Source organism: Acidobacteriota bacterium, from assembly GCA_016196035.1.
Lineage (GTDB): Bacteria > Acidobacteriota > Blastocatellia > RBC074 > RBC074 > JACPYM01.
This window is the reverse complement of sequence record JACPYM010000123.1, coordinates 14,755-37,514: the sequence shown is the minus strand read 5'-3', so window position 1 is coordinate 37,514 and position 22,760 is coordinate 14,755. Positions and strand designations below refer to the sequence as shown.

Annotated in this window: 11 protein-coding genes; 1 reads left to right on the top strand and 10 read right to left on the bottom strand. The window is 60.8% G+C overall.

Features of this window, described 5'->3' with window-relative positions:
• Window positions 1-82: 82 nt before the first annotated feature.
• The 10 genes from HY011_34120 to HY011_34075 all read right to left on the bottom strand — a co-directional run bounded on the left by HY011_34120 (window position 83) and on the right by HY011_34075 (window position 21,533).
• The gene (locus HY011_34120; GenBank protein ID MBI3427989.1) at window positions 83-2,836 is read right to left on the bottom strand and encodes an NPCBM/NEW2 domain-containing protein; all 2,754 of its coding nucleotides are present in this window, start codon (window positions 2,834-2,836) and stop codon (window positions 83-85) included.
• 537 nt (window positions 2,837-3,373) lie between these two features.
• Entirely contained in the window at window positions 3,374-10,246 is a 6,873-nt protein-coding gene (locus HY011_34115) for an NPCBM/NEW2 domain-containing protein (GenBank protein ID MBI3427988.1), read from the bottom strand.
• Window positions 10,247-10,726: 480 nt separating this feature from the next.
• Complete coding sequence (locus HY011_34110; protein ID MBI3427987.1) at window positions 10,727-11,884, bottom strand: aminotransferase class V-fold PLP-dependent enzyme; 1,158 nt, start codon at window positions 11,882-11,884, stop codon at window positions 10,727-10,729.
• Between the two features lie 105 nt (window positions 11,885-11,989).
• The gene (locus tag HY011_34105; GenBank protein ID MBI3427986.1) at window positions 11,990-13,381 is read right to left on the bottom strand and encodes an amino acid permease; all 1,392 of its coding nucleotides are present in this window, start codon (window positions 13,379-13,381) and stop codon (window positions 11,990-11,992) included.
• Window positions 13,374-13,895, bottom strand: coding sequence for an ester cyclase (locus tag HY011_34100; GenBank protein ID MBI3427985.1), 522 nt, complete (start codon window positions 13,893-13,895; stop codon window positions 13,374-13,376). The genes HY011_34105 and HY011_34100 overlap by 8 nt, the downstream gene beginning before the upstream one ends.
• Window positions 13,888-14,580 carry a dienelactone hydrolase family protein gene (locus tag HY011_34095; GenBank protein MBI3427984.1) on the bottom strand — a complete coding sequence of 231 codons (693 nt, stop codon included), beginning with the start codon at window positions 14,578-14,580 and terminating at the stop codon, window positions 13,888-13,890. Before HY011_34095 ends, HY011_34100 begins: the two co-directional genes overlap by 8 nt.
• Window positions 14,581-14,715: 135 nt before the next feature.
• A complete protein-coding gene (locus HY011_34090; GenBank protein MBI3427983.1) occupies window positions 14,716-15,942 on the bottom strand; it encodes a PLP-dependent transferase in 1,227 nt (408 codons plus the stop codon).
• A 119-nt stretch (window positions 15,943-16,061) separates the two neighbouring features.
• Complete coding sequence (locus HY011_34085; GenBank protein MBI3427982.1) at window positions 16,062-17,870, bottom strand: CocE/NonD family hydrolase; 1,809 nt, start codon at window positions 17,868-17,870, stop codon at window positions 16,062-16,064.
• 25 nt (window positions 17,871-17,895) lie between these two features.
• Complete coding sequence (locus tag HY011_34080; protein ID MBI3427981.1) at window positions 17,896-18,057, bottom strand: hypothetical protein; 162 nt, start codon at window positions 18,055-18,057, stop codon at window positions 17,896-17,898.
• Window positions 18,057-21,533: a TonB-dependent receptor gene (locus HY011_34075; protein ID MBI3427980.1), complete on the bottom strand. Its 3,477-nt coding sequence runs from the start codon at window positions 21,531-21,533 to the stop codon at window positions 18,057-18,059. The genes HY011_34080 and HY011_34075 overlap by 1 nt, the downstream gene beginning before the upstream one ends.
• Before the next feature lie 170 nt (window positions 21,534-21,703).
• Here HY011_34075 and HY011_34070 point away from each other — a divergent pair, with 170 nt between their 5' ends.
• The gene (locus tag HY011_34070; GenBank protein ID MBI3427979.1) at window positions 21,704-22,759 is read left to right on the top strand and encodes a hypothetical protein; all 1,056 of its coding nucleotides are present in this window, start codon (window positions 21,704-21,706) and stop codon (window positions 22,757-22,759) included.
• Window position 22,760 lies beyond the last annotated feature (1 nt).

Genomic DNA, 22,760 nt, shown 5'->3' with positions numbered 1-22,760 from the left:
CGGGCTGTGGCGTGACCGCTGACGAACCGCTGGAGGCTTGAAAAACAGCGGTTCGTCGGCGGTTGGGGATACTCCGGGCCGCTTACCGCCGCCACGTGCGGGCGCGCCCGGTAAAGAAAGAGGGTTGTTTGAACCCTGCCACCTTGCCACCCGTCTGTACTGCCGCCTGGGTGGCGTCTGCAATTGGAACAGCGGCGCTGACCGCACGAATTAATCTGGCTCCGGCCCAATCGGCGTGATCCTGATCACGGTTGCCGTTGCCGGTCAGCACCAGCAAGCGCAATTCGCGTTTGCCCGCGATGCTCAGGCTGACGTGTTTGGCCGACTGATAGCCAAACATCAACCCGCTGTCATACAGCTTCTCGCCATCAGCAAAGACCTGAAAGACGACCGAGCCGTGCAACCCGACCTCGTCATCCACACCAACATCCGTTTGGAAACGGCTGTACTGGCCATCCAAGGCATAACGCACTTCCGAGAGCGCATGCACGCCCAACCCTTTGGGATATTGCACGCCGTTGATCGTTAGCACGCGGCCATCCCGCGCCGCCGCTTCGCCATTGCTCAGATCGCGTTCCATTGGCCCCCAGCCGTTCGCTTGATAGGTCGGCGTCAGATCGCTCAGGTAAACCGGCGTGTCTGCTGTCACAGGCCCCACAGGTTGATACCGGGCAATCAAGGTGCGCGGGCCGTCTTCGATGGTCAGCGTATGCGCACGCGCGCCGCCGTCTGACCAGTCGCTGAATTGGTAGCCGTTCTGCGTCGTGGGCGCGCTTAGGTCGCGTTTGGAATTGGTGATCGTCGGCACAGTGAAAGGCGTCGTGTAGCTCGCCCCACCGTAATCAATGCGCAAGCCGCTCGGCACAGTGTCAATGGTGTAACGCACCGTGAACGGGCGCACATCCAGACATTTCCCCACCGACGCCGCGCCTTGCGTGTCATAGGCCACGGCGCAGACTTCGTAATAGGTGTTATCGCCGTGATCTTCGGCGATGAAAGTCCCGCTGGAGCCTTTATAGCTTGATTGGTCGAAATGCACGTGTTCGCCGTGATGCAGCAGCACCTTGTATTGCGTCAGGTAAGAAACGTCGCCCTCTTCGGGATCAGTGGCCGTAACGCTGAAGCCGACTTCGCCGCCGCTGTAATACGTCCATTGCGGCCCGGGCGAGGTGAAGTAGAAATCCGGGCGGCTGTTGCCGACAATGATTTCAAGTTGTGCGCTGCCCGCCAATCCTTGCGGGTCAGTCACGATCAGCGTCGCGGTGAAGCGGCCCTCGCGGGTGTATACGTGTTCCGGCTCCGCTTGCGTGGACTTGCCGCCGTCGCCGAAATCCCAGGCATAAGACAGCGTCTGGCCTTCGGCATCGGCTGAACCGCGGCCCGAAAACTTCACCGTCAACGGCGCTGATCCGCTGGTTTTGTCCGCCACGATGTCGGCGGTGGGAGCGCTGTTCCCATTCGGCACATAACGAATGCGGCGAATCTCGCTCAGCATGCCCAGCGCCACATAATACAAATTGCCATCCGGCCCGAAAGTCACTTGCGCAGGCCCGCCGCGATCCGCCACGCTCTCGGCAAAATCGTGCACCGTCACGCGCCCGTCCGCGTCAAAGGTCGCAAACTTGATCCAGTTGCGGCTGTAATCCGAAATAAACAGCGCGTTGCGATATTGCACCGGCCACGCCGTACCCGCATAAAAACCGCCCGCCGCTACCGAGGCCGAAATCAGAAAGTGCTGATAGGCGTATGCGGGCGCTTGCACCGCGCCTTCGCCTTCGGCGTAAAGCTGCTGGCAGCGTTGCAGCGTGCCGCCGTTGTTGGCGTATTGCCCCTGGCGCGCGCTCCCCTGGTCGCCGCCTTCGTAACAAGGCCAGCCGAAATTCTTGCCGTTGCCGACATTGATCTCTTCCCACGTCGCCCAACCGACATCGCCCGTATACAACTCGCCCGTGCGCGGATGAAGCGTGAAGCGGAACGGATTGCGCAAGCCATAACTCAGCACTTTTGAACGGTTGCTGTCAGCATCGCCGTCCCAAAACGGATTGTCGCGCAACCCGCGCCCTGTGATTGGATCAAGCCGGAAAATCTTGCCGCCCATGCTGTCCAATTCTTGCGCCCGCAAGGCGCGCGGATCAGCCGTCGTGTAACCGGCTCCGTCACCCGTGCCAACATACAGATTGCCATCCGGCCCGAACGTCACCGTGCCGATGCTGTGCGTATCGGCGTCCGAAGGCACGCAATCGCGCACAAACGGTTCATCAAACACCGGCCCGCGCCCGCAAGCCGGATGATCCGAATCCTCAAGATTCCCCACGTTCCCGCTGTTGGCCAGCGTGCTGTTCGTGCCCAAGATCACCACGCGGCTGCCTTCGCTGGTGGCCGCAACGTAAGGGTTGTCCGCCTGCGCCGTCACACGCAACAAACGGCTCACGCGCGCGCCCACGCCATCTTTGGGCGCGCCCGGCGGGTCGTAGGTGTAAAGCAGATAAACGTAAGGCGTGTTGGGGAAATCAGGATGCACAGCCAACCCCAACATGCCGCGATCACCGAGGCTGTTCACATCATCCTGGATGTCAATAAAAGGCGCGGCCAACAAGGCCCCTTGCCGCCAGACGCGCACGACGCCGCGCTTTTCGGCAATGAAGACGGTATTGCCCGGCGCAAAGGCGATGGCCGTCGGCAACACCAGCCCGGTGCTGATAAAGCTTTCATTCAGGAAGCCCGTCGGCGCGGTCGGCGTGGCCACAATTTCTTTCGGGCCGGATTTGGCATATACGCCCGCCAGACTGGCGAGCAAAGATAAGAGTAGAAAAAGACTCAACAACACCGTGCGCATAAATAGCTCTCCCGAACACCTGGTTAAAAATGCGGACGGCGTTTTGCCAATTGGATTGGTGAAGCTGACGGCGAGACTGAGGGACAAACGTCTACACACACACACACCGCGCACTGCACCAGTCACCTTTTGGACACTAATTTTGGAGGGGTATGAACAAGCTGCTTCGGCACGGGTTCACTCAAACCAGGTCTGCGCGTTTGGACGAACGCCGCGTTCCCGGCCTTTCTTTCTCGCCAAACCGGTTGCCAAAGCAGGAAAGAAGTTTTGGGTTTACGCCCAAGAGTGGAGGCGAAAGAAAAACGTTACGACGCGCAAAATGGCCGTCAATACTGGCGCTGCGCCAATTCAGGCCAGCCTTCTTTCAACCGGCACCGCACAGCCAGCACGCATGATTGAGCAAACGTAGCGCGCTCGCCAGAGACCAATACTCACGACCTGCGCCACCTGTCGAACAAGGCGTTAGATTTTTTGCGCAAGAGCATGGAGGAACCCGTACAGCAGACTGCCAGTCTGCTGTACGGGTTGCGCGTTGCCCTATTGGAGCAAAACCGCCACCAACGAACCCAGCCATTCCTTGCCGCGCTGCCACCAAAACAACGGTGTCACATTGAAGCCGCTGGCCGCGACCGTGCCCGCCGTCAACTTGGCATTGCTCACTTCGCCGCCGGCTTGGGCAAAGACCGCTGCCGCACGAATCGGATAGGCAGGCGCGGTCGCGCTTTGCGCCAGCAGGCTGCCGTTCTTGTAAAAGTTGACACTCGTGCCTTCGATGGCCACGCGGAACACATCGCCCGTGACGAAAAGGGTGTCGCCGCGATAAGCGCCGTTTTCGCGGAATTCGGCGATGTTGGCGTTGGTGAACACCACCGCAAAATCAATCGAACTCTCTTTCCCCAACGCGCCTTGGGCGTTCAAGCCGACGGCGTGATAAACCTGTGGCCCGGTCGCGGTGAATTCGAGCCAGCCCGCGCCGCTCGCCAACGACTGCTGCGAAGCCGCGCTGCCATCCCAGGTGCCGTCACTCGCGCCGCCCGTCTTGCGCAAGACGTTGCCGCTCACAATCGTATTCACCAACTCCGTCCAGACGATGTTGTTGCCGGTCGCCGCTGCCGCCGCTTGCGTCACCGCCACGCTTTGCCCGGCCACGGTCAAGACGGCGTTGCGTTGCGCGCCGGCGTTCGCCGCCGCCGATACGCTCACCACGCCGTTGCCCGTGCCACTCGCGCCCGCCGTCACCGTCAACCAGGCGGCATTGCTCGTGGCCGTCCAGGCGCAACCGGCTTGCGCGGTCACGTTGACATTCGCCGCGCCGCCCGCCGTGGCGAAACTCAAGCTGAGCGGCGCGACGGAATAGGTGCAAGTGCCGCCACCGCCGCCACCGCCGGAGATTTTGGCGGCGGCGATTTCGCCGTTGAGATAAGTGAACACCGCGCCTGCCTTGAGTGGATAAACCGGCGCGCTGGAACCGCTCGCCAGCCGCACGCCGTTCTTATAAAAATTCACGACGCCGCTTTCGACCGCCACCCGAAACACGTCGTTGAGGGCGAAAAACGTGTCGCCGCGATAGGCGCCCGCCTGGCGGAATTCAGCGATGTTCGTGTTGGTGAAGACGACCGCGTAATCCAACGCGTCAAACGAAGTGAGCGCGTCAGCGCCATTCAGCCCCACCGCGCGGTACACATTCGGCCCCGTGGCGGTGAATTCGACATAGCCGTCGCCGCTCGCAATCGTTTGTTGCGAACTGGCGCTGCCGTCCGGGCTGCCCTCATTGCTGCCCGCCGTTTTGCGCAACGTCGTGCCGCTGACGGTGGTATTGACGAGACTCGTCCAAATGACATCCTGCACGCCGCCGCCGCCCGCCGGTGTCACCGTCACGTTGATGGCGGTCGAATTCGTGCTCGCGCTCCCGTTATCAACAGCCCGCGCGGTCAGGCTATACGAACCCGCCGCCACATTCGTCCAAGCGAAGGTGTACGGCGCAGATGTGTCTTCACCGAGCTTCGTTGCGCCCTGATAAAACTCAACACGAGCGATGGTGCCGTCGCCATCCGCCGCGTTCGCCGCCAGATTGATCGTGGCGGGCGCGGTGAACGTCGCATTGTTCGCTGGCGCGGTCAGACTGGCCGTCGGGGATTGGTTGGCTGCGGGTGCACTCGCCTCTTCGCTGCCGATTTGTTGCAGGTAGGCGACCAGCTTGGGCAGGTCAGTCGCACTGATCGTCACGTTATTGTGGGCGTTGACGGCCTCTTCCAGCGTGGCGGCGGAACCGTCGTGCAGATAGGGCGCGGTCGCCCACACGTCGCGCAGCGTCGGCGTGTCAATGCCCGTCAGCGGCCCGCCCAGCCGTGAGCCACTCGACGGTTTGAGCGTGCCGATGTTGCGCAGCGTACCGTTCAGCGCTTCGGTGAACAGCACGCCGCTATGGCATTGCGCGCAATTGGCTGTCTGGAAAATTTGCTTGCCTGTTACGGCGTCCGCCGTCAACGTGCCGCCGTTGCGATACGGACTTTGCGAGAAGGCGCTGAGCGAAGCCACATACGCCGCCAGCGCGTCGAGGTCAACGCTGACGCCGGTCTTGCGGTCGCCGAGCGGCTGGCTGCGCGTGCCGGTGTTGAATTGCGCGTCGGTCATCAAGCCGGTGCCGCCGGACAGATTGCGAATCTGCCCCTCGAAATCCTGAATCTCGTCGAAGTTCGCCGACCAGTGCGAAAAGCCGTGCGCCGCCGCGCGCCCTTGCAAGGCGATGGTATTGCGCAAGCCTTCGCCAAAGCCGGTCAAATCCCACACGCGCCCATCGTGCCCGCCGTCGTTGTGGCAAGACGCGCAACTCAAATAAGCATCCTGCGCGAGGCGCGGGTCTTTGGCGTCATAAAAGAGCTGCTTGCCGCTGAGCACCTGCGCCGTCAGGCGTTCGGTCGCCACGGCATTGAGCGTCGCCAGCACCGGCACAGTTTGCGCGCCACCATTGAGCAAGCCGGTCAGATCGAGCACCGAGACGGTGCGCTCCATGAAGTTGCTGACGAACAGGCGTTGCCCGTCCGCCGACAAAGCCAGCCCTTGCGGCGCGCGGCCTACGTTGACGCGGATGATCTCGCGTTTGCCATACGAATCAAGCACCGCCACCTCGCGACTGCCTTCCAACGCGACGAAGAGGTAATTGCCCGTGCGATCAAACAACCCCGTGCTGGCGATGCCGCCGTTGTTGTGGTCAACGCGCGCGGCGTAATCCTCGGCGTTCGTCGTCAGGTTGAGGCGCGAAGTGATGCTGCGCACCGTGCTGTCAAAGGTCAGATTGCGCCCGTCACGTAAGGTGCCGCGCAACAGGTTATCCTGTTTTGACGGCGTCCAAGCGTTCACACCATCGGGCGAGATGACCGCCGGGCCCAGATAGTTGGGAATCCCGCGTCCGGAATTTTCGGCATCGGGTTCGTTGCTATGTTGCAAGCGAATCGTTTGCGTGACGGCCAGCGTGGCGGTGTTGACGACCAGCACTTCGCCGCCGCCATTGGCGACTTGCGGCGCGGCGGTCTCTTCGCCCGGCACGCGCGGCGAGATGAAGCGCGAGAGATAGACGCGGCTGCCGTCGCTGGTGATTGAAACGTGGCGCACGTTCGGCCCGGTGTTCACGGTGCCTGTCACTGCGCCCGTGACCGCATCCAGCCGAATCAATTTGCCCACTGCTTCGAGCGCAATCCAGGCCGCACCGCCGCCAAAGGCGATGCCGAAGGGTTGCGCGGCGTATTGCAGCGTCAACGTCTGTGCGACGGTCAACGTCGCCGGGTCAATGATGCTGATGGTCGCCGCGCGTTTGTTCGTCACCCAGACGCGGCCATTCGGCGCGATGGCCAGGCTGCGCGGCGCGGCGCCGACGGCGATCTCAGCGGCTTTGGCATTGGTCACGACGTCAAAGACGCTGACCGTGTCGTTGTCCTGATTGACCACCCAGAGCCGGTCGTTCGCCGCCGCGCGGTCTTCGAGCACAATGTTCATCGAGACCGCCGGACGGTTGGCCGTGCTGGGCAGATGCACCGCCTGCACAAAGGTCGTGACGACTTCGAGGCCGCGATCATCGGTGGCCGTGCAGCGCACGACATACAGACCCGGTTGCGCGAAACTCTTGGTCACGCTGGCCGACGTCGCATACGCCGTCTCCGCCGTGCCGTCGCCGAAGAGCCATTTGAAACGCGGATTGAGGCCGTTGATGGCGCTGGCTGTGTAGGTGATGTTGCTGTTCACGGGCTTTGGCGTAGACGTGATGGCGTTCAATGCCAGTTGCGCATTCACCGCCCAGGTGAAGCTGCCTGTCGCGGTGCCGCCCCGGCCATCGCTGACGCTGACGTTGACGTTGTAATTGCCCGCCGTCGTTGTTGTGCCCGCTAACACACCCGCACTGCTCAAGCTGACGCCGGGCGGCAAGCCTGTCGCGCTGAAAGCCAGCGTGTCGCCATCGGGGTCAGTCGCCGTGAGCGTGGCGTTGACCGTGTTGCCGACCGAATTCACGCGTGGGGGCAGCGCGCCCAACACGGGCGGACGATTGGCTTGCGGCAACGCGCCGAACGCGCGCACCTCGGCCAGCGACAGGTAATTCGTGCCCGCCAATTGCACGCGCACATAACGGCCATTGACGCCGCCCGGAATGTTCAACGTACTGGGCGCGGTTGCCGCCTGATAAAAACGCCAGACCGTCGCGTCGTTGAGAATCGTGCTGAAACTGCGGCCTGTTTGGTTGGTCGTCGAAACAAAGACATAGAAATTCTGCAACCGCGACTGGCAGCAATCGGTGCGATTCCACAATTGCAAGCTGTCAATCGTGTAGGTCGCGCCCAGATCAACTTGCCACCAATCGTTGGCGGCGGCGCTGTTGGTATGCGACACCGAACCGGCGGCGTAATTGCCGTTGGTGTTCCCATCCACGGCCAGCCCGGCGGCGGCGACTTCATAGATCGAAGCCTGTGTCGCCGGCTTGCCCTGCGCCAGATTGGGGCGGCGCACAAACCAGTCGAAGGCGACTTGCGCACTGGTGCCATCGCTGACCGTCACCGTCACGCGGAAGGTGCCGGTTTGCGTCACCGTGCCGGCAATAACACCGGTTTGACTGTTGATGCTCGTGCCCGGCGGCAAGCCGGTCGCGCTGTAACTCAAGATTGCGCCGGTCGGGCTGGTGGCGCGCACCTGCAAACTGACGGCGGTGTTGAGCGTGCTGTTCTGCACGACCGGCGTCGTCACGACCGGCCCCAACGCCGTCACGACCTGAATGACTTTGGCGACCGACGGCACGCCGGCTGAGTTCAGCGCAAACAGCATCCAGTAACCGGGCGTCAGCACGTTGCGATTGCCATCCAGCGTCAGTTGATACTGCCCGCTCGCTGGCGAGGTGAACGGCACGCGCAAGTAACGCAGGTCGGAGTTGAGATCATGCGTCAGCCCCGTGAATTTGATCAGGCTGAATTTCGCCAGGCTCGCGGTGGCTTGCACGCTGATCGTTTGGCCCGCGACGACCTGGGCCGGTGCGCTGCTGATGGTCGGACGCGCGGCCAGCGTGCCCGCCGCCGTGTAAAGATAAGGCGGCGTGAAAATCTGATGATCGGGATGATCCGCCGCGCAATCGCACAGGCCACCGCCGCCCGACCAGACGCGCCCATCGGTCAGCAGCACCGCGACCGAGTGATAGTTGCGCGGCACCGCGATGTCGGCGACGGTGCGCCAAACGCCGGTGTCGGGATTCCATATTTCGGGCGCGAGCACGGTGCCGGTATCGTCGAATTCCTGGCCCACCGTATTGCCGCCCACTACCATGACTTCGCCGTTGGGCAGCACCAGCGCGTTATGGAATTTGCGCGCGTATTGCATCGCCGCCACCGGTGTGCGCGTCGCATTCGCGCCGTTCACGTCAATCACCTGCGCCAGACTGGTGGCGGCCACAGTGTTGCCGTCAATCTGTCCGCCCGTGACCAGCAGCTTGCCTTTGTCATACATCACCGCGCCGCCATATTTGGGATACCAGGTGTTGTTGAGACCCGCGCTCACCACGCTGCCGCTGCCCGTGGGATTGATCCAATTCATCTGCTGCGTCGGGCCGGAATGGAAAATGTTGCCGTTTGGCGCAAGATGAAAATACGGCAGCCAGTTGTTTTGATAGCCGGGGAAATCCAGCACGGGAGCTTGCAGGTTCGCGCCGTTTAACAGCATCCAGCCCTGCCCCGCCGTCCACACTTCGGGATAAACATCGCCCGGTTCGCCCAGCGCCGTGAAGACCTGCCCATTCGGCAAAGCCACACTGCCCGGATACCAGCGGCCCCGGTTCATATCTTCGGCGCGCGTCCACAGATTGGTGCGCCAGTCGAAGATGCTGACCCGTTCGCGCGTGCCGTCGCCGCCGTTGACGAAAACGCGCCCGTCTTCGAGCATCGTCGGGATCGCGCAAAACATGCTGTGGTCGTCGTTGTTGATCGAAGTAATTTGATTGTTGGCGGGATTCCAAAGCGCGGCAAACGTGTTCGCGCCGCCATTGAAATAGCGCAGATTGTTGCCACCCCAAGCCAGCAACCGGCCATCCGGCAAGGTGGCGACGGAGGCAAAGGCGAACGGCCACGTCGTCACGCCGCTCCACAACCCCAGTTGCGACAGTTGCTCCGGCGCGGCGGCATACACGATGTCTTTGGGCGTGATGAACCCGGCGAAGTTGCGCGCCCGTTTCGCCAACTCGGCATCGTGCGCCACGTGATCTTCATCCACTGTGCCCGGCGCGTGCGAATGCGCGGGCATGGCGTCGCCGTCGTTCGCCGCTGGCGCATTGCCCTCTGGCATATTGGCGACAGACGCAACGCCGCCCGGCGCAACTTCCAGCCGTGCTTCGGCCCAGATGGCGGAATCATCTTCGTCGCCATCTCCGGCAGCGCGCACGATCAACACCAACTCCTTCCGGCCCGCCACATTGATCGAAATCGGCTGCGCCGCCATGCCGCCTTTCAACACACCGCTCTCAAACACCTTCACGCCATCTACCAACACACGAAAGACAACCGAGCCGCGCGCGCCCGCTTCGTCGGCCACGCCAATGTCGGCACGCAAGGCCGCGTATTGCCCATCCAGTGCGTAACGGATTTCGGAGTATGCCGCAATACCCAGCCCTTTGCGGTACGGCACGCCGTTGATCGCCAGCGGTCGGCCATCCAGCACCTGCGCGCCGCCGTTGCTCTGGTCGCGTTCGACCGGGCCGCGGCCGTTGGTTTGATACACCGGCGTCAGGTCGCTCAGGTAAACATGCTCAGTGTTGGGCGGGGCTTTCTTTTGTTGGGCGGACGTGTGGCCGGAACCAAATGGCTGTCCGCTGACCAGCAACCAGCCGAAACAGAAAAGCAGCGCGAACATGCGTTGCCAAGCGTGGGTGAGCCGTGCTGAGACCATGGGGTGATCCCTCCGAAGTGTGTGTGTTGCTGCGAGAGCTTTAGCGAAGGCGGATTAAAGTGGAGCGCGTTTGCAGGCAAACCAAGCCCACCCACTGACAGCCGCCAGTCACCGTGGGAGATTCATTTTGGAGGGGTACGAACAATTTGCGGTAGTGGGTCAATGGGGAGAGAGCCACGCCGCAGATCAACGCCGACCGACGCAGATCAATTGAATTGGCGAACATGTCTGATCCGCGTTTTCCAGCGTTCATCCGCGGCCAGACCTCTCCTCTTTGAGCCACTATCCAATCTGCTTGCAATGACCACCGGCCTTGCGGTTAAGCGACGGCACTGCAATTTTGTTTTGGGTTTCGGCGGCAGAGTCTATGAGACAGATATTTAGAACGCAATGGCCTTATTGTTCTGATTTCGCGCCTGGCGGGCGGGACAAAACAGCTAGACAGGCGTTGCGGGCAACACTCGATTCCCAGGAACTCAATCAATCACCCAGCACCTCGGCCAGAACGGCCAGGGCCGCCTCGACCTCTTCATCGGTATTAAAAAAGTGCGGCGACATGCGCAACCCAACGCCCGGACGGCAATCCACAAAAACCTTGTGCTCGGCCAAGCGCGCCACCATCTGCGGCCCGTCCGCAACGCCCAACATCACCGTGCCGCCGCGCTCATTTACATTCGCCGGGCTGTGCAACGGCCAGCCTTTCGCCTGCATGAATTCGACCATCCGCGCCGTGCGCCGCCGCGACTCCGCCGCGATCAACGGCACACCAACCTCTTCGATCAACTGCAACCCGGCCAGACACGAATGCAAGCCGGGAATGCCCGGCGTGCCTTGCGCGAAGCGGCGCGCGCCAGATGCGTAATGCATGCCCGCGTGCGCGAAGGCGAAGGGTTCAGCGTGCGCGATCCAACCGGTCAGGCGCGGCTGCAATTCGTTTTGCAAAGCAGGCCGCACGTACAAATAACCGCAGGCCGGGCCGCCGCAGAGCCATTTGATCGTGCCGCCAATCATGAAATCCACCTCCCAATCCGCCGCCGCCAGTTCCACCGCGCCCGCCGATTGATAGACATCCAGCAAGACCAGCGCGCCTTGCGCGTGCGCGCGTTCGACCAGGGCGCGGGCGTCCACACGAGACGAACTGCGATACGAGACGTGCGAGAGCGCCACCAGACACGTCGTTTCGTCAATCGCTGCGAGAATGCGCTCGAGCGGCACGCCGATGCCGTCATCCGACGGAACAACATGCACACGCGCGCCCAGCCGTTGTTGCGCCTCCCAGATGTAACCCATCGAAGGAAAATCGAGCGCCGTCGTAACGACTTTATTGCGCGGTGTCGCATTGAAATCGAAACACGAAGCGACCGCCGACATTGCCACCGAAGCGTTCGGTTGCACCTGCACCGAACCGGGCGCGCCGCCCAGGATGCGCGCCAGCCGGTTGCCGACCTCTTCGGACAGTTCCCACCAACGCGCCGCCCAGGCGTCCTCGCTGGTGTGTTGCTCCCACAAATCGCAGTAGCTTTGCATGGCTTCACGCGCCCTGCGCGGCATTGGGCCGAGGCTGTGGCTCAACAAATGGATGCCAGACGCGAGCGTCGAAAACTCTTCGCGGCGGCGGTTGATCGGTTGTTCGGGCATCTTCATTCCTCAATAACGTAGGGGCAGACCTGCGTGTCTGCCCCGGCGGCATCAGGCGGATTCGCTGGCGTCAAACGCGACCGGGGCAGACACGCAGGTCTGCCCCTACGCTTTCACTCGCCGACTCCTCAACGCATACAACACCAGCCCCACCAAGCCCCACAGCAACACCAACTCCAAACTGGTCAGCGCGTGTTCGGCCAAGCGTTGGCGCAAGCTCAGCTTCGTTAGCGTTTGAATGTCCTGCACGACCTGCACTGCAATCAACCCGCCCATCGTGAGCAACGACACCCACGCCGCCGCAAATTGCCACGCGGGTTTGATCGCCACGGTAATCTCTCGATAGAGCGCGGGATTGCGACGCGGCAGCAACACAAACGTCAGGCTGTGCAGGAAGTACAAAATGATTAACGCAAAGACCGCCACATTCAGCGCCAGCGCCAGTTGTCCGCTGATCAGCAACAACGCCGACGTCGCCAGCGACAGCGCCAACCCGCGCACCGGCGTGCCCGTGCGCGCATTGATCGCCCCCAACCAACCAGGAGCCAAACCATCGCGCGCCAAAATGAACATCAAGCGCGACGGCACCAGCATCGTCGAATTGAGCGACGTCGTCAGCGCCATAATCGCGCCAAAGCCGACGAACCAGGCCGGGCCGACGGGCAGATAAACCGCCGCGACTTCGGCCATCGGCGCGTGGCTCGCGCCCAGGCGCGCGCCCGGCAAGACGCCAAACGCGACCGCCGACATCAGGATGAAAATCAGCGCCGTCAGGCTCAAGCCTTTCAAAAACACCAGCGGCAATCTCTGCGTGCTGTCTTTGACCTCGCCCGCCGTTTGCGCCAATGATTCAAACCCCGCGTAGGAAAAAAACAGCGGCGCAAGACTCGCCAGAAAGCCGCTCAACCCGTGCGTGATAAACGGCTGATAGTTCGCCGGGCGAATGGCGAACAGGCCCGGCACAATCAGCACCACCAGCGAACAGCCCAGCAGCGCGCACATCGTCACCTGCAAGCGTCCGAACCAGCGCACGCCGACGCTGTGCACTACGAAAAAGAACACCAGACTCAGCAGCGCCAACGGCAAGCGGTGCGTTGCATTCAAGCGTCCGCCCGCTGCCGCGATCAGATAATCCGCCAATGAATTTGCCAGGAAGGCCAGCGCGCCGAGGTAGGAAATGATCTTCAGCCACGCGCCGACAAAGGCCAGCCGGAAGTTGCCGAGCGTGCGCGACAGGTGCGTGTATTCGCCGCCCGGCTCGCGTCCGAGCGGCGTCGAAAGAAAAGCTGCATACGGCACCGAAGTCGCCAGCACCATCGGGAAGAGCACGACATAACCGAGAATCACGCTCGGCCCGGTCAGCGTCCAGGCATGACTGGTCACGGTGAAAATGCCCGCGCCAATCAGGATGCCAAGCAGCGCCGCATAGGATTCCAACGTGCCCAGATCGCGCCTGAGTCTTCCCGTCAATGGGGCAGCCAGCGGCGCATCAGTCATTCGTGCGCTCCATCAATGCGTTCGACGGCAGGTTTGGATTCAACACTTTTTCGGCGCTCTCGACGCCCGCGACCGGCAGCGTCGCGGCGTCAAGCAAGCCCAGTTGCACGAGCACCGAGGCTTGATCCCAGTAAATGTGTTCGTGCGCCAGCTTACCGTCACGGAAGTGGATGATGACGACCAGCGGCACTTTGACATGCTTGCCCGTGGGCGCGACGCCCGGCAGCATCCAGTCCATCTTGATCGTATGGGTGAACTCGAAAACCATCTCGTCCACTACGCGCTCAACGCCGACCGTGCGCGAGACCGGCGTCATCGCCGTGTCAGGCGGCATTTGCGGGATGAAGCGTTGCGAATAAAACGTCCGCAACTGATCGTGCCCAACGCCGCCCGTCAGCACCGGCACGTGGTTGACGTAAGCATCGGCCACCATCGTCTTGAGCGTGTCTTCGGTATCGCGCGTCTCGAATTCGTATTTGACGTGCTCTTCCCACAGCGCGGCCAAGTTATCCATTGAGGTGCTCCGCGAAAAACGCCAGCGAACGTTGATTCGCCAGCTCCGCCGCTGCCGCGTTGTAATGCGCGCCGCCCACGCGGGCGAAGGCGTGATCCTGTCCGGCGTAAGCGTGAATCGTGACCTGCGCATTCCCAGCCAGCGCCGCCTGAATTTTGGCCTGCGCTTCGGGCGGGCAGTACTGATCTTTCTCAGCGATGTGCAGCAGCAAATGGCCGCTCAGGTTGGTAATTTCATCCAGCGCGTTCTCGATGCCGACGCCGTAATAACCGACGCTGCCATCCGTCTGGTAGCGCGTGGCGATCAGATAAGCCAGTTTGCCGCCCAAACAAAAACCGACTGCGCCGACCTTGCCAGTGCAGGCCGGATGCCCGCGCAAGAAGGCCAGCGCCGCGCCCGCATCGTCTACGGCCTTGGCTTCGTCCAGTCCTTGATAAAGTTCAAACGCGCGTTTCCATTCGGCGTCGGTTTGATCGGTCAGTTGAATGCCCGGCTCTTGCCGCCAAAACAAATCGGGGCAAAGCACGACATAACCGCGCGCGGCGTACCAGTCGGCGATGCGACGCATCTCCTGATTGACGCCGAAAATTTCCTGCAAGAGCACAATGCCGGGGCCGCGTCCGCTGGGCGGCAAGGCCAGATAGGCGTCGAATTGGCCGCCATCAAAGGCGTTGATCGTTGTCATTTGGTGAATTTCCTTTGTTGAGAAGTGTTCGGTCAAGGGCCTTTTACAACACAAAGGGACAAAGGGGCAAAGAAATCAGCCAGCCAAATTACCGGCTTTGTTTCTTTGCCCCTTGGTGTTTGCAATGCTCGCTGGCTATCCCTTAACGCTGCCGAAAACCTCGCGCAAACGTTTGGCGACGATTTCAGCTTCGCCCGGTTGCAATTGCCAGACGCCGATGGAGAACTCTTGCGTCGTGGCTGATGCCGATGATGAACCCGGTGTGATCTCAATCGCCGGTGTGCCTGCGCGCATCTGTTTGCGCACGTCATCGGCGATCAAGTTGAACGCGGCCTTTTCCCATTTGAGGCGCACGGTCGGCACATGATTGGCGACGGGCGGGACATAGGTTTCGCCCTTGATCGCCGGGTTCGCTTTCGCCGCCGTGTCAATGATGAGCTTGGCGCGGCGCTCCCACTCTTTCCATTCGGCGTCGGCGTCGCGTTTTAGATACACCTCGAGCGCGGCCAGCATCCCGATCATTTCTTCCTTGTTGACCTTCATTCCGCGCCCGATGGTGTCGCCGTTGGGCGGCGCGTTCACGCGCGCGGCTTCGATCAGGTCTTTGCGTCCGAGCAGCAGGCCGGAACTTTGCGGGCCGCGCATACCTTTGCCGCCGGAAAAGGCCACTAGGTCAAAGCCCAGCTTGGTGAACTTCCACAAGTTTTCGGTCGGCGGCACATCGGCGGCGCAATCAATCAGCGTCGGCACGTTGTGGCGCTTGGCGATTTCGACGAATTGGGCGGCCTTGATCTGGCCTTTCGGATCGGCATCGTTGAGGAAAAACAGCAGCGCCGTTTTGTCGTTGATGGCGCTATCCAATTCGGCAGCAGTTTCGACTTCGATCAGCCGGATGCCGCAGTTGCGAATCGCGTGGTCATAGCCTACGCGATGCGTTTTCTGAATCAGCACTTCGCTTTTCATGCCGGTCAGGTCGGGCAATTGGCGGGCGCGTTCCGGCGACTTACCCGTCAAAACGGCTGCCGTCGCCAACGTCAACGCCGAGGCCGCGCCCGACGTCACCATCGCCGCTTCGCTGTGCACGAGCGTGGCGATGCGTTTGCCCACGGCGTCGTGCAAATCATTCAACGCGACAAAATGTTTCGACGCGTAATTGATCGCCTCCATCGTTTCGGGATGCATCAGCGAAGCCGTCAGCGCAGTGTATGTACCGGCGGCATTGATGAAGGGGCGCACGCCGAGTTCTTTCAAATAATCGCGCGCGGGCGCTTTGGCGACGGCGGTTAGCGTGTGCGCCGAAAACAGGCCGCCGATCAACGGAAGGCTCGACATTGCTTGGATGAAATTGCGACGAGTGGACATTGGGTTCCCTGCCTTTGCTGGAAGGAGATTACGAAACAGACGGAAATAACGGAACAGACGGAACTCATCCAGGCTGGCTGTTTCTGTTTGTTCGGTTATTTCCGTCTGTTTCGTAATCTCTATGATTTGAGTTTTGGCACAGGCACGACCGGCAACACGATGTGCGAGGCGCGCCCGGCGGCATGAAAGATCGTTTGTTTCGCTATGCGCACTTGGGCCGACGTGCCGAACGGTGCGCCCGTATTAGGGTTGCGGTCGAATTGTGGGAAGTGGCTGCTGGTGATGTCCACGCGCAGCCGGTGGCCGGACAGGAAGACGTTCGCCGTGCCGACCAGATCAATCTCGTATTCGTAAACTTCGTTGGGTTTGAGCAATTCGATTTTGTCCAGACCTTTGCGGTAACGCGCGCGGATGATGCCTTCGCAAAGGTTCATCGCAAAGCCATCGGGGGCTACGTCAATCAGCTTGACGACCCAATCAGTGTCGGGGCCGTCGGTCGCGGCGAATAGTTTCATTTTGACCGGCCCGGCAATTGCCAAAGGTTCGATCATCGGTTCGCTGGTATAAACAAGAATGTCTTTGCGGCTGATGATTATCCTTTGATCTTTCGGCCCGGCCAGCGTGGGCGTACCGCAACAGTTGTTGCCGCCAACCGATGGTACCGGACGATCTGGGTCATAGGTGTATTGATCGCTCGCCGCACCGGCTGGCAGTTTGGCGCTGAGCGTGCCGTTGCTGTCCCAGTTGTTCGCCGCGCCGCCGCTATCAAGATACCACGGCGTAAACTTCGTCCCTGGAATCGGCCAATCCCGTTCGTGCTGCCATTGGTTGACGCCCATGTAAAAAATCTCGACGGGCGGTTCGCGATCAATCCCATTGTCCACGCCTTTGACGTAATGCTCGAACCAGCGCAACTCGGTTTCGAACTGGTTGCGGTTGTTGGCGAGGCCGAAATCCACGTCGCCGTATTTTTGCGTCGGGCCGTGCCCCCAGGCGCCGATGATCATGCGCGATTCGCGGCGCGTCTTTTCATTCGCGCCCTGCTTGCGCACGCCGGTGAAGCCGTTGAGCGTGCCTTGCAAAAAGATGTCGAACCAGCCGCCGCTGGTATGCACCGGCACATTGATCTTGTTGAAGCTCTCTTCGTCGCTGATCTCTTTCCAATAGGCGTCGTAGCTCGGATGCGCCACCCAGTCGCGGTAATGCTGCACGGTATAGCCTGCGCTTTCGAGATCACCATCGTTGAGCGGCAAATGTTTCAAGATGGTCTCGTATTTCAATTCCGGCGGCGCGTAATTTTCGGTGTGCCAGTATTGCGGCAGCATGATCCGGTTCGGCATACGCACGACGCCCCAACCGTAATTGAATGACAAGCGCCACGCGCCATTCAGCGTGATCCAATCGCGGTAGATGTTGGTCGAAGCCAGCGCCGGGAACATCGCCACCAGATTCGGCGGTTGTAATTTCCCCGCCGCCCATTGCACGTGGCCCAGATACGAGCCGCCTTGCGTGGCGACTTTGCCATTCGACCACGGTTGTTGGGCCGCCCATTGAATCGTGTCGTAACCGTCTTTGGCTTCGTTGCGGAACGGCTCCCATTTACCTTCGCTTTCATAACGCCCACGCACATCGTTCATCACGACGGCGTAGCCGCGCTGGGCGAATTTGATCATCGTCTCGTGCACGGCGTCACGCTGTACCCCGTAAGGCGTGCGCACGATGAGCGTGGGATAGCGGCCCGTCGCCCGCGGCAGATAAACGTCGGCAAAGAGCTTGATGCCGTCGCGCATCGGCACGGGTTGGTAACGCAGGATTTTGATTTCTTCGAGGGCGGAGCTTGTAGTCACAGGCCAGCAGGTGAAGAGGCCAACCGCCAGCACACCAGCGATCAGCGGAAAGGAACGAAATAGTGCGGCGTTGTTATTCATCATTGTGTTCGTTGTGATCAGGCGATTAGGACGGTACCGCGCGCGTCAGCAAGCGGCGCGTGGGCGGTTCAGCCAATGGCGTAAACTTGACGCGCCGCTTGCTGACGCGCGCGGTACCGTCCCAGCCCAACACGCTCTCGTAAACGCAATTGCAAACCGATTTAGTAAAGTACCGCGCCGAATTCATCAGAACAACAGCTTCAACCCAAACTGCATCTGCCGCATCGGCGCGACAATGCTCGAAATCGAACCGGGGCCGCGCGAAGCCGTCACTTGGGTGGGGAAGGCGCCACCTGTCGCCGTCGGCAGGAAGGCCGTCGCCGCATTCAACCCCGTCGCCGGAATGCCGAATTGCGGCGTGTTGAAGAGGTTGAAAATCTCGGCGCGGAATTGCAGCTTGAACTTCTCGGTCACTTGCGTGTTCTTGATCAGCGAGAAGTCCACATTCTTGAAACCAGGCCCTTCCAGAATGCCCTGCCCAGCGCTGCCGAAATGGCAGAAGCCAGCCAGATAACTGTTGAGCGCCTGGCCCGCCGTGGTCGTCGCCGAACCCGGTTGCGCGCACGTGACGACGCGGAAGGCATCCGGGTCGTACCATTTGTTGACCGTCGGCGTGTCGAGCTTGCCGCTCGCCAACCGGTCGGGGCGCACGTGACCTTCGATGGTGTTGATCGTGTTGGTTTGCGTGACAGTGAAAGGCAGGCCCGAACGCAGTTGAATGATGCTGTTGATCTGCCAGCCGCCGAAAACATATTTGCCGGGGTTGTCTTTGAACAGCGGCAGCGTCGGCAGTTCATACAGGTAACTCGTGACCAGGCTGTGGCGGAAATCGAACCCGTAGCGCGTCTTTTCAGCCGCCCGGTTGTGCGGGTTCTGGTACGAATTGGGCAACGCGCCGCCGCTTTCGTTGCGCCCGTAGCCTTCGCCCTCGGCCTTGCTGTAGGTGTACGCGACGTTCATCTGCAAACCTTTGCTGAAGCGTTTTTGCGCATTGACCTGCAAGGCGTGATACCACGAATTGCCATCGGACGTGAGCCAGCGCAGCCGGTTCAATGGGCGCGACGGCCCGCCCGCCCCGTCAATAAAGGTCGGAATCGGACGCCGCCCGCCGGGGTTCGCCAAGATCGAAGGCGCGGGCGCGTTCAATTCGACCGTCTGGTCAATGTGCGTGCCCTTGTTGCCGACGTAGCCGACCGACAACACGATATCGCCGGGCAAGCGGCGCTGCACGTCCAGGCTCCACTGGCTGACGTAGGGTTGATCGTTCTTCGGGTCGAGCGCATTGATGCCGGTCGCCAGCGTCGGGCTGACCACGCCAAAAGGCGCGGCATACGTCAGCACCGGTTGCGTGGCGGCGTTGGTGATGCGCCCGCCGGTGGACGAATTCGCAAAGTTGGCGGTGCCCGACTTGGGCGGATTCAAATTCAGAATCGTGTAGTTGTTCAACTGATGCACGTTGTAATAAATGCCGAAGCCACCGCGCACCACCCAACGATCTGTCCAGCGATAGGCAAAACCGAGACGCGGCATAAAGAGCTTCTTCTGCGCTTCGTAAAATTCGAACGGTGTGCCGATGTTAGGTACGACGGTTGGCACACCGTTGACCTGTTGCGTAAAGGTCAGGCTGCGCCATAGTCCTTTCGTGTCAATCGCGGGCGTGTTGTATTCGTAGCGCAGGCCCAGATTGAGCGTCAGCTTGCGCGTCGCCTTCCAGTCGTCGGTCGCGTAACCGGCAAAGCGTTTTTGCCGTGCGTAAGTCAGCGGCAAACCTTCGGGCGTGCCGGTACTGCTGGGATAGCCCAGCAGGAACGCGGCAAAGCCGTTGTTGGCAATGTCGCCGTTGAAGGTGATGTTGCCGCGCGGCGTGTTGGCCGCGCCGCGGAACAAATCCACCCAGCGAAAGTCGAAGCCGAATTTCGTATTGTGCGCGCCGTGGCTCCAGGTCAGGTTGTCATTGAATTGGTGCAGGTTGTTAAAGTCGAAACCATTGCCGCCATCTTGTTCCGACAGGGTCGAAAAAGCATTGACCGTGATCGTCGGCACGCCCGTTTCGCGCGGCGTGAATTTGCGATTGCCGTCATTGACGACGCGGAAACCCGTCACGCCCAGCGCCTCGACATCAAAGCTCGTGTTGGCGCGCGGGTTGAGCGTGTTGTCCACCGAACGGTTGTAGCCATAGCGCGCTTCGTTGATAAAGCTGGGACTGAAAATGTGAATCCAGGCCGTGCCCAGGTTCTGATTGCGCCCCGCGACGAAATAGGTGAAGTTCGGGTTGTCGCCCGGAATCACGCTGTAGGTCACTTCGTCAAAGGCGTAACGCCCGAAGATTTTGTCTTTCTCGCTGAAATTGTGATCCACGCGCACAAAAGCCTGATCGTCATCCAGCTTGCGTTGTTCAAAGCCGGTGTAATTGACGCCCGTCAGCGGATTGGCATTGACGCGCTGTGGCTCGGGCCAGAATTTCATGAACTCTTTGGCGGGGGCTGAAATGCGATTGGCAGGAATCATATTGCCGGTGAACTCGGCGCCGGTCAGCGGATCAACGATCTTGATCGGCGTCGGCAGCGCCAGCAATGAGCTGAAATCGCCGTTGCGAAAAGCCAGCGGCGGATGATTGGCCGTTTGCGCGATACCGCCATCACGGCGGCGGCGCGCTTCGTAATTGACCATGAAAAACGTCTTGTTGTGCCCGTCGTAAACTTTGGGAACCCACAGCGGCCCGGTCAACACGCCGCCAAAATCATTTTGCCGCAGACTGTTTTTCTTGCTGCGCGCCGCGCCCGCTGCATTGAAGTAGTTCTGGAAAAAGTTCTCGGCGTCAAAGACATCGTTGCGCAAATACTCAAAGGCCGAGCCGTGCCATTCGTTGCCGCCCGATTTGGTGACGATGATCGTTTGCGCGCCCGAATTGAACCCGTATTCCGCCGAATAGCTGCCCGACAGCACGCGGAATTCCTGCACCGCTTCGGGCGAAGGGCTAAACGGGATCGTGTTGACGCGCGCTTCGGTGGCGACCACGCCGTCGAGCGTCGCGTGCTGATTCGTCTCGCGCTGCCCGTTGGCGACGAAGGCCAGACCGACGCCGGGAATCGGCACGCCATTCGCACCTTGGCGCTGGCCGAAGCCTTGCCCATCGGTGCCGCTGCGCGGGCCGTATTGCACGCCGGGTTGCAAAATCGCCAGCACGCCGAGGTTGCGATTGTTGAGCGGCAATTCCTCGACGCGGCGCTGTTCGACCGTCAAGCCCAGCGTCGCGTCATCAGTTTGCAAGGTCACGCCGGTGGCCGTGACTTCGACTTTTTCAGTCGTCGCGCCCACCTGCAAGGCGAAATCCACGCGCAGTTTGTCATTGATCTGCAACACGACGCTGCGCCGGATCTCCTGCTTGAAGCCGCTCGCATCCACCGTCACGTCATACACGCCGACGTCCAGCAACGGAAAGCTGAAATCACCGGTGGAGGAAGTCACGTCTTCGCGCTTCTGGCCGGTGCGCGTGTTGAGCGCGGTGATTTTTGCGCCGGGCAAAACCGCGCCCGAGGCATCCACGACCGTGCCGACGATTGAAGTGGAAGTTGTTTGCGCTGAAATATTGGGACAAATAAGGAGCCAAAGGAGAAATAGGTAACACCACTGTTTACCAAAATAAACGGGACGTTGCGTCATTGAGAGCCTCCAAAGGGAAGATGGAACAGCGTTGGGGTAAATGCCTGAATTGTTTTTTTGAATACTACCGCTAAAGTGGTCAGACCATACTCCGGCTTTCTTCAATGTGTCAAGGTTTAGGCGGCTCGCTCTATTGCCGCTTTGGACAGCTTCCGTATAATCACGCCACCATGGTCAAACCACTCCTACTTGCAAGCTTGCTCGTCTTGAATGTGTTCGCCGCTTTTTCCGAACGCAAAGTCATTGTGCCCGTCAACGCCGCCAAACCGGTCGGCCCTTACAGCCCCGGCATCAGCGCGGGCGACTATCTGTATGTCTCGGGCCAAGGTGTACGCGATGCGCAAAACAACGTGCCTAACGGCGTCGCCGCGCAAGCCAAACAGTGCCTCGAAAACGTCAAAGCCATTGTCGAAGCAGGCGGTCTGACGCTGGCACACGTCGTCCACATGCAGTTGTATCTCGAACGCCTGAGCGATCTGCCCGAAGTCGAAAAGGTCTATGCCGGCTACTTTCCGAACAATCCGCCCGCGCGCGTGATTCTGGGCACGGCCAAGATGCCGACCGACACGCCGATTGAGATGACCGCCGTTGCCGTGCGCGATTTGAAGGTGAAGAAAGTGTTGACGCTGAAAAGCCTCAAACCCCTCGGCCACGCCAGCGCCGCCGTCGCCGTGGGCCAGCGCATTTATCCATCGGCGGTTTATGGCAAAACGGCTGCCGAGGCTGAACAAACGCTGAAGCGCGTGCTGGCTGAATTGAAAGCCACTGCGGTCTTCCGCAACGAATACGGCACAAAGGTGGATGCCAAGCTGCCGATGACGGCGTTGCCGGAAGGCGCACAGGCGGCCCTCTCCGTGATTGCCTTGCGCAACACCGGCAGCCAGAAACCCGCCTCGGATGTTTGCGCGGCGGATGGGGCAACCGTTTTCTGCCAGGCGCAAGCCGCCTGTGCGTGTGATGACTTGGACGTGCAAGGCGAAGTCAAAGCGACCTTCAAGTTGCTGCAAGCCGGTTTGGCCAAACACGGCGCAACGCTGGCGCACGCCGTGGCGACGAATGTTTATCTGGACGACATCACCGAGTTCAAGCTGATGAACGAGACGTATGCAAGTTTCTTTGCCGCCGCCCCGCCGACGCGCACGACCGTCCAGCCGTTTGCGAAAGTGGAGCGGGCGCAGCGCGGCACGCCGCTGGTGCGGATTGCGCTGGTGGCGGTGAAGGAATGAG

Coding starts and splice junctions, on each gene's coding strand:
- HY011_34100 (MBI3427985.1), bottom strand. CDS start 13,895: ATGGATAACTTGGCCGCGCTGTGGGAAGAGCACGTCAAATACGAATTC.
- HY011_34105 (MBI3427986.1), bottom strand. CDS start 13,381: ATGACTGATGCGCCGCTGGCTGCCCCATTGACGGGAAGACTCAGGCGC.
- HY011_34120 (MBI3427989.1), bottom strand. CDS start 2,836: ATGCGCACGGTGTTGTTGAGTCTTTTTCTACTCTTATCTTTGCTCGCC.
- HY011_34085 (MBI3427982.1), bottom strand. CDS start 17,870: ATGAATAACAACGCCGCACTATTTCGTTCCTTTCCGCTGATCGCTGGT.
- HY011_34090 (MBI3427983.1), bottom strand. CDS start 15,942: ATGTCCACTCGTCGCAATTTCATCCAAGCAATGTCGAGCCTTCCGTTG.
- HY011_34070 (MBI3427979.1), top strand. CDS start 21,704: ATGGTCAAACCACTCCTACTTGCAAGCTTGCTCGTCTTGAATGTGTTC.
- HY011_34110 (MBI3427987.1), bottom strand. CDS start 11,884: ATGCCCGAACAACCGATCAACCGCCGCCGCGAAGAGTTTTCGACGCTC.
- HY011_34075 (MBI3427980.1), bottom strand. CDS start 21,533: ATGACGCAACGTCCCGTTTATTTTGGTAAACAGTGGTGTTACCTATTT.
- HY011_34080 (MBI3427981.1), bottom strand. CDS start 18,057: ATGAATTCGGCGCGGTACTTTACTAAATCGGTTTGCAATTGCGTTTAC.
- HY011_34115 (MBI3427988.1), bottom strand. CDS start 10,246: ATGGTCTCAGCACGGCTCACCCACGCTTGGCAACGCATGTTCGCGCTG.
- HY011_34095 (MBI3427984.1), bottom strand. CDS start 14,580: ATGACAACGATCAACGCCTTTGATGGCGGCCAATTCGACGCCTATCTG.